Raw genomic sequence first — 7,609 nt, forward strand, 5'->3', positions numbered from 1 at the left:
ACAAAAACTCCAAAACTGTCATCAACCTCAACTAGGCTCAGCAATCAAATCCGCCGAGCCCCCACCATGTTCAAAGGCGTGTCCCTGTTTTTCATGCTGCTGCTCAGTCTCTCGACCCAGGCCGAAACCTGGCCCACAGAGCAATGGTCGTCCGGCCCGACCCCGAGCGGCCCGGCGCTGCAAGCCCTGGAAACCTACGCCTTCCCGCCCCGTGATGACATCAGCCGAAAGGGCATCCGCACCGACGCCTTGCTGGTGATCCGCGATGGTCAGTTGATCTACGAACGCTACGCCGGCCCGACCAGCGCCGACACGCCACACCTGACCTGGTCGATCAGCAAGAGCCTCATGGCCACGGTGCTCGGCGTCGCCTATGGCGAAGGCCTGTTCAAATTGCAGGACCCGGCGCTGAAGTTCTATCCAGCGCTGGAAAAACACCCGGCGATCACCCTGGCCGATCTGCTGCACTGGGCCTCGGGCCTGGACTGGCAGGAAGACTATGAATACGCACCGTTGAAGTCCTCGGTGGTGGCGATGCTCTACACCCGCGGCCATCACGACATGGCCACCTTCACCACCGATCACGCCGAGTACGCCAAGCCCGGTCAGGCTTTTCGCTATTCCAGCGGCGACAGCAATCTGTTGTCCGCGGCGCTGAAAAACATCGTCGGCCCGGCGCGTTATCCCGACTATCCGTGGACCGCGCTGTTCGAGCCGCTGGGGATTCGCCACGCGGTGTGGGAAACCGACGGCACGGGCACTTTCGTCGCCTCGTCCTATGCCTATCTCACCGCCCGCGACCTGGCGCGAGTCGGCCTGTTGATGGCGCGTGACGGCCGTTGGGGGGATCGGCAATTGCTGCCCAAAGACTGGGTCACCTTCAATCGTGAGCCCTTCGCCCACTATCAAGCGAATCAGGACGACGCGGTGCCGGGCGGTCAGTGGTGGCTCAATCGCGCCGTGGATGGCGCCGCACAACCCTGGCCCGATGCACCCCCCGACACCTTCGCCGCACTCGGTCATTGGGGGCAGGCGATGTACGTGATCCCCAGCGAAAAACTGGTGATCGTGCGCTACGGCGACGACCGCGACGGTCGCTACAGCCACAACGCATTGCTCAACCTTGCGCGCAAGGCATTCGCCGGGAAGGTGCAGCCATGAGCCGTCGCCCGTTTGTCCGCCGCCGACCGTTCAGCTCACTGTTGTTGATCCTGCTGATCGCCTTGCTTGGCTGGATCTGGCACGAGCGCGTGGCGCTATGGGCTTTCCCGGACATCATCAGCGCCTACACCGCCAAGGAATACTGCTCGTGCCGATACGTGATGAACAACGACGCCGGGTATTGCCGTGGCTATGTGAAGCAATGGCTGCCCTTCAGCGGTTTTACCGATGACGCCGCCGGCAAACGCGTGACGGTCAGCGGCATGGGCCGCAGCAACAGCGCGCAATGGATCGGCGAACACCAAGGCTGCCGTCTGCAACCCTGACAGGTCGTCTTTGTAGGAGCCGGCTTGCCGGCGATGGCAATCTCCGGAACGCCATCGCCAGCAAGCCGGCTCCTACAGGTTTGGCGTGAACCTTCAATCTCGAGCACACCGCAAATCCGTAGGAGCCGGCTTGCTGGCGATGGCGATCTTTCGGGCGCTATCGCCGGCAAGCCGGGCTCCTACAGGTGCTGTGTTTGGTCATCGCGGTTTGCAATGCGCTCGCGGACGGTTAAGGTTCGTTCAGGTTTATCTGCCCCACGAGTCTTTATGTTCAAGCGGTCCCTCACCAAAACCCTCGCCTTTGTGCTGCTGGCCAGCGCTACTTTGTCGGCTCAGGCCAATTGGTACCTGGACGGCGAATCCTCGCGGCTGTCATTTGTCAGCACCAAAAACGCCAATGTTTCCGAAGTGCAGCGCTTCCTGGTGCTGCACGGCAAGGTCAGTCCCAAGGGACTGGCCGAGGTGGAAGTCGAGCTGGATTCGATAAACAGCGGCATCCCCTTGCGTGACGAACGCATGCGCAAGGAGCTGTTCGAGATCCAGACCTTTCCCGAAGCGTTGATCACTGCGCAGATTGATTTGCGCCCGATCAACGACCTCGCCCCCGGCGCGCAACTTGAACTGCGCTTGCCGGTCACCGTCAACCTCCACGGCAAAACCCGTGAGTACAACGCCGAGCTGTTGGCGACTCGCCTCGATGACCGGCGCTTTCAGGTGGTGACGCTCGAACCGCTGGTGATCAACGCCGAGGATTTTGATCTGGTGCCGGGGCTGGACAGCTTGCGCAAGGTCGCCGGGTTGTCGGCCATCAGTCTGTCGGTGCCGGTGGGTGCGGTGCTGATTTTCACGGCGCGCTGACATGGCCGGCGCGATTTTTCCCTGGCGTGAAGGCAACAGCTTCGAACTGCTGATCGACGGTCCGCAGTTCTTTCCGCGGATGCTGGTCGCGATTGCGCGCGCCGAGGAACAAGTCGAACTGGAGCTGTACCTGGTGGAGGCGGGCGCGTGTGCCGAGGCCATGGTTCAGGCACTGGTCCAGGCCGCCGAGCGCGGCGTGCGGGTGCGCTGCCTGTTCGATGATTACGGCAGCCTCGCGTTTACTCTGACCTTGCGTCAGCGGTTGATGGCGGCCGGCGTAGAGCTGCGCTTCTATAATCGCCTGAGCTGGCGGCGCTGGGTCGGCAATTTCTACCGCGATCATCGCAAGCTGTTGCTGGTCGATCAGAGCATGGCCGTGGTCGGCGGCACCGGTGTCACCGATGAGTTCTGGACGCCGGGCGAAGACGCCAGCGAATGGCATGAAGTGATGGTGGAAATCACCGGCCCTCTGGTCATCGACTGGCAGTTGTTGTTCGATCGCCAATGGATCGCCAACCGCCATCGCCGCGCCTGGAAACCTGCCTCGCATTTCGGTTTGCCACGATTGCCCCGCGTGCCGCCGATGGGCGAGGGCATGGGCCGGGTCGCGTATGCTGACGCCCGCCAACACCGCGATATCCTGCAATCGCTGGTTCGTGCGCTGAACAGCGGGCAAAAGCGAATCTGGCTGGCCACACCGTATTTCCTGCCGACCTGGAAAGTCCGCCGTTCGTTGCGCCGGGCAGCAGCTCGAGGCGTTGATGTGCGTCTGTTGTTGACCGGTCCGCGCACCGATCACCCGTCGGTGCGTTATGCCGGGCATCGTTACTACCCGCGATTGCTCAAGGCCGGGGTGCAGATCTTCGAATACCAGCCGTGTTTCCTGCACCTGAAAATGGTGCTGGTCGATGATTGGGTGAGCATTGGCTCGTGCAACTTCGATCACTGGAATTTGCGATTCAACCTGGAAGCCAACCTTGAAGCGCTGGACCCGGGGCTGACGCGTGCGGTGGCGGCGAGTTTCGAGAATGACTTTGCGCTGAGCCAGGAAGTCAGCCTGGAGGCCTGGCAACGCCGACCGCTGTGGCGGCGGGTGAAGCAGAGGATTTGGGGATGGGTGGATCGGCTGGTGGTGAATCTGCTGGATCGACGGGGATAGTCGTCACACCAAAAACCACTGTGGGAGCGAGCCTGCTCGCGATGAGGTCCTGACATTCAACATCTCAGTTGACTGTCAGGCCGCCATCGCGAGCAGGCTCGCTCCCACAGGGAATAGAGGTTGGATCGTGATTTTTTTGTCGACCCATCCCTTGTAGGAGCCGGCTTGCTGGCGATGGCATCACCTCGGTTTGTCATATTCACCGCAGTGATGCCATCGCTAGCAAGCCAGCTCCTACAGGGGGCGGTGTTACAGGAGTTCGAAACTCTGCTGCGTCACGTCCTGGGAGTCCAGACCGATCTGTACGTTGAACTTGCCTGGCTCTGCTGCGTACTTCAACTGAGCGTTGAAGAACTTCAGGTCATCCTCGGTGATGGTGAAGTGCACGACTTTCTGTTCACCGGCCTTGAGCGTGATTTTCTGGAAGTTCTTCAGTTCCTTCAGTGGCCGGATCATCGAGCCGGTCACGTCCTGGATGTACAGCTGCACCACGGTTTCGCCGTCGCGCTTGCCGGTGTTTTTCACCATGACGCTGGCGTCGAGCTTGCCGGTCTTGTTCAGCGTGGTCGATGACAGGGCCATGTCGGTCAGGCTGAAATCGGTGTAGCTCAGACCGAAGCCGAACGGAAACAGGGGACCGGTGGTGTCATCGAAATACTGCGAGGTGTAGTTGCCCGGTTTGCCCGGCGTGAACGGCCGGCCAATGCTCAGGTGGTTGTAGTAGGTCGGAATCTGGCCCACCGAACGCGGGAAGGTGATCGGCAGTTTGCCCGACGGGTTGTAGTCGCCGAACAAAACGTCGGCGATGGCGTTGCCGCCTTCGGTGCCGCTGAACCAGGTTTCCAGAATCGCGTCAGCCTGTTCCTTTTCCTGGAGAATCGACAGCGGACGTCCGTTCATCAAGACCAGCACCAGTGGTTTTCCGGTGGCCTTCAAGGCGCGAATCAGTTCACGCTGGTTTTCCGGGATGTTCAGGTCGGTGCGGCTGGAGGATTCGTGGGACATGCCACGGGATTCGCCGACCGCCGCGACGATCACATCGGCATCCTTGGCGGCTTTCACCGCTTCGTCGATCAGCACTTGCGCCGAGCGCGGGTCATCGACCACTTCCGGTGCGTCGAAGTTGAGGAAGTTCAGGTAATCCAGAACCTTCTTGTCGCTGGTGATGTTGGCGCCACGGGCGTAGACCAGCGTCGCCTTGTCGGCCACGGCAGCGTTCATGCCGTCGAACAGGGTTACCGATTGCGCAGGGCGGCCGGCGGCGGCCCAGCTACCCATCATGTCGATCGGTGCCTTGGCCAACGGGCCGGTCAGCATGATCTTCGCGGTTTTCTTCAACGGCAGGGTTTCGCCCTGGTTCTTCAACAACACCAGGCTGCGGCGCGCAACGTCGCGGGCCTCGGCGCGGTGCAAGCGGCTGTCGGCGTAGGTGTCGGCCGGATCATCTTCTGCCTTGCCGATGCGCAGGTACGGGTCCTTGAACAGGCCCATGTCGTATTTGGCGGCGAGCACTTCACGCACGGCGTTGTCGATGTCGCTTTGCTCGATCTCACCGGCCTTCAACAGCCCCGGCAGTTCTTTGCCGTACAGGGTGTCGTTCATGCTCATGTCGATGCCGGCCTTGATCGCCAGCTTCGCAGCTTCGCGACCGTCAGCGGCAACACCGTGCTTGATCAGCTCAAAAATCGCCCCGTGGTCGCTGACCGCCAGGCCTTTGAAGCCCCATTCCTTGCGCAACAGGTCGTTCATCAGCCAGGTGTTGGCGGTGGCCGGCACGCCGTTGATCGAGTTCAACGCAACCATGACGCCGCCGGCACCGGCGTCAATCGCCGCGCGGTACGGTGGCAGGTAGTCCTGGTACATCTTGACCGGGCTCATGTCGACGACGTTGTAGTCGCGACCACCCTCGACCGCGCCGTACAAGGCGAAGTGCTTGACGCTGGCCATGATGCTGTCGGCCGCGTTCGCGCCGGTGCCCTGGAAGGCCCGGACCATGACGCCGGCAATGCGCGACACCAGATAGGTGTCTTCGCCGAAGCCTTCGGAGGTGCGGCCCCAACGCGGGTCACGGGAGATGTCGACCATCGGCGCGAAGGTGATGTCGAGGCTGTCCGCCGCGGCTTCCTTGGCGGCGATGCGCCCGGACAGGCCGATGGCGTCCATGTCCCAGCTCGAAGCGAGGGCGATAGGGATCGGGAAAATCGTGCGGTGGCCGTGGATCACGTCGTAGGCGAAGAACATCGGGATCTTCAACCGGCTGCGCATCGCAGCGTCCTGCATCGGACGGTTTTCCGGGCGGGTGATCGAGTTGAACGTACCGCCGATGTTACCGGCGGCAATTTCCTTGCGGATCAGCTCCCGAGGCATTTCCGGGCCGATGCTGATCAGGCGCAACTGGCCGATTTTTTCATCGAGGGTCATCTGCTTCATCAGGTTGCTGATGAAAGCGTCCTTGTTCTCCAGAGGTGTGGGCGTCGTGGCGGCCAATACGTTATGACTGGCCAGGCTGACGAACAGGCCCAGCAAACACAGCTTCTTCATGAATGGTTTTCTCAAAAGCCCAAACGGCAGTGAATACGCGCCGGTCAGCCAAAATTTAGGGAGCGACTATTGTTGTTCAAGTAAATGCGGGCACACTTGCGCAGTGTTTTTGCGCAGGGGCATCTTTTAGCCCATTGGCTCGATGCAATCCAGTGGCGGCGGCAGATTATGCCCGAAGAGTCCGGTCAGGAGGTTGCTGGTTGTTTTATCAACGGAATGTGCACGGGAGCGTCAACCAGATGAATGTACGACATCACACTCGGTCGAGCCTGCAGGTCGCAGCCTTGATGTTGCTGACCACGTTGCTGGCCGGTTGCGGCATCAACAATATTCCGACCCTCGACGAACAGGCCAAGGCCGCCTGGGGCCAGGTGCAGAACCAGTACCAGCGCCGCGCCGACCTGATCCCCAACCTGGTGGAAACCGTCAAGGGCTATGCGAAACACGAGGAGGAAACCCTGACCGCGGTGATCGAAGCCCGGGCCAAGGCGACGTCCATTCAGGTGGATGCCAGCACCCTCGACAACCCCGAGAAACTCAAGCAGTTCCAGCAGGCGCAGGATCAGTTGACCGGCGCCTTGAGCCGTTTGATGGTGGTGTCCGAGCGTTACCCGGACCTCAAGGCCAACCAGAATTTCCTGGCGTTGCAATCGCAACTGGAAGGCACCGAGAATCGCATCGCCGTGGCGCGTCGCGATTTCATTCTCGCGGTGCAGAACTACAACACCGAAATCCGCACTTTCCCGGGACGCTTGTGGCACACCGTGATGTACAGCGACTTGCCGATCCGCGAAACCTTTGAAGCCACCACCCCCGGTGCCGAGAAAGCGCCTGAAGTGAAGTTCTGACCGGCTTGAAGCATTACCACGGATGAGGTTGCCAATGCGCGTGTTGAATGTGGGCCTGGCGCTGTTGCTTTGGGTGTTTGCTGCCACGGCCCAGGCCGAGCTGAAGTTTCCGGAGTTGACCGGGCGGGTGGTGGACAACGCCGGGATGATCGAGCCGTCGGTGCGCGAGCAGCTGACGCAACAGCTCAATGCCCATGAAAAGGCCACTGGCGAGCAGTTGGTGGTGGTGACGTTGCCGGACTTGCAGGGCGCCGAGATTGCCGACTTCGGTTACCAACTCGGGCGCCATTGGGGCATCGGCCAGAAGGACAAGAACAATGGCGCGCTGCTGATCGTCGCCCGTGATGAGCGCAAACTGCGGATCGAAGTCGGTTATGGCCTGGAAGATCGCCTGACCGATGCGCAGAGTTCGGTGATCATCCATCAGGTGATCACCCCGGCGTTCAAGACCGGAAACTTCAGCAAGGGCATCAGCGACGGGGTCGCGGCGATGCTGGTGGTGTTGGGCGGCAGCCCGCTGGATGAACCGTCGACTATTTATGAGTCGGGCGGCGATCAGGACGGGGATTTTGTTTCCCGACACCCGGGGATTTTCGTGTTTCTGGTGGTGCTGTTCATCCTGACGATATTCGTCTTGCAGATGTTCGGGATTCTGCCGGCGGGCCGAGGCGGGTCGGGCGGTTCGAGTGGTGGTTTCGGCGGTGGAGGTTTTGGGG

The 7,609-nt window shown here is 61.1% G+C and carries 7 protein-coding genes; 6 read left to right on the forward strand and 1 reads right to left on the reverse strand.

The window, feature by feature from the left end; translation table 11 throughout:
- Nucleotides 1-66: 66 nt before the first annotated feature.
- The 4 genes from KGB24_RS14585 to KGB24_RS14600 all read left to right on the forward strand — a co-directional run bounded on the left by KGB24_RS14585 (nt 67) and on the right by KGB24_RS14600 (nt 3,504).
- Nucleotides 67-1,161, forward strand: a complete 1,095-nt coding sequence (locus tag KGB24_RS14585; RefSeq protein WP_223416335.1) for a serine hydrolase domain-containing protein — start codon at nt 67-69, stop codon at nt 1,159-1,161.
- Nucleotides 1,158-1,487: an amidase gene (locus KGB24_RS14590; protein WP_223416334.1), complete on the forward strand. Its 330-nt coding sequence runs from the start codon at nt 1,158-1,160 to the stop codon at nt 1,485-1,487. The genes KGB24_RS14585 and KGB24_RS14590 overlap by 4 nt, the downstream gene beginning before the upstream one ends.
- 267 nt (nt 1,488-1,754) lie before the next feature.
- On the forward strand, nt 1,755-2,345 hold the full coding sequence (locus tag KGB24_RS14595) for a YceI family protein (protein WP_223416333.1): 591 nt from the start codon (nt 1,755-1,757) through the stop codon (nt 2,343-2,345).
- Nucleotide 2,346: 1 nt separating this feature from the next.
- A complete protein-coding gene (locus KGB24_RS14600; RefSeq protein ID WP_223416332.1) occupies nt 2,347-3,504 on the forward strand; it encodes a phospholipase D-like domain-containing protein in 1,158 nt (385 codons plus the stop codon).
- Between the two features lie 249 nt (nt 3,505-3,753).
- Here KGB24_RS14600 and bglX read toward each other — a convergent pair whose 3' ends face one another.
- Nucleotides 3,754-6,045, reverse strand: coding sequence for a beta-glucosidase BglX (gene bglX / locus KGB24_RS14605; protein ID WP_223416331.1), 2,292 nt, complete (start codon nt 6,043-6,045; stop codon nt 3,754-3,756).
- 239 nt (nt 6,046-6,284) lie between these two features.
- Between bglX and KGB24_RS14610 the strand changes: the two genes are divergently transcribed.
- Complete coding sequence (locus tag KGB24_RS14610) at nt 6,285-6,893, forward strand: LemA family protein (RefSeq protein ID WP_008025694.1); 609 nt, start codon at nt 6,285-6,287, stop codon at nt 6,891-6,893.
- A 34-nt stretch (nt 6,894-6,927) separates the two neighbouring features.
- On the forward strand, nt 6,928-7,609 hold a 682-nt coding region (locus KGB24_RS14615), incomplete at its 3' end, for a TPM domain-containing protein (RefSeq protein ID WP_223474799.1).

Source organism: Pseudomonas sp. BF-RE-25 (assembly GCF_019956105.1).
In the GTDB taxonomy this organism is placed as follows: Bacteria; Pseudomonadota; Gammaproteobacteria; order Pseudomonadales; family Pseudomonadaceae; genus Aquipseudomonas; species Aquipseudomonas migulae.

Coding starts and splice junctions, on each gene's coding strand:
- KGB24_RS14585 (WP_223416335.1), top strand. CDS start 67: ATGTTCAAAGGCGTGTCCCTGTTTTTCATGCTGCTGCTCAGTCTCTCG.
- KGB24_RS14590 (WP_223416334.1), top strand. CDS start 1,158: ATGAGCCGTCGCCCGTTTGTCCGCCGCCGACCGTTCAGCTCACTGTTG.
- KGB24_RS14595 (WP_223416333.1), top strand. CDS start 1,755: ATGTTCAAGCGGTCCCTCACCAAAACCCTCGCCTTTGTGCTGCTGGCC.
- KGB24_RS14600 (WP_223416332.1), top strand. CDS start 2,347: ATGGCCGGCGCGATTTTTCCCTGGCGTGAAGGCAACAGCTTCGAACTG.
- bglX (WP_223416331.1), bottom strand. CDS start 6,045: ATGAAGAAGCTGTGTTTGCTGGGCCTGTTCGTCAGCCTGGCCAGTCAT.
- KGB24_RS14610 (WP_008025694.1), top strand. CDS start 6,285: ATGAATGTACGACATCACACTCGGTCGAGCCTGCAGGTCGCAGCCTTG.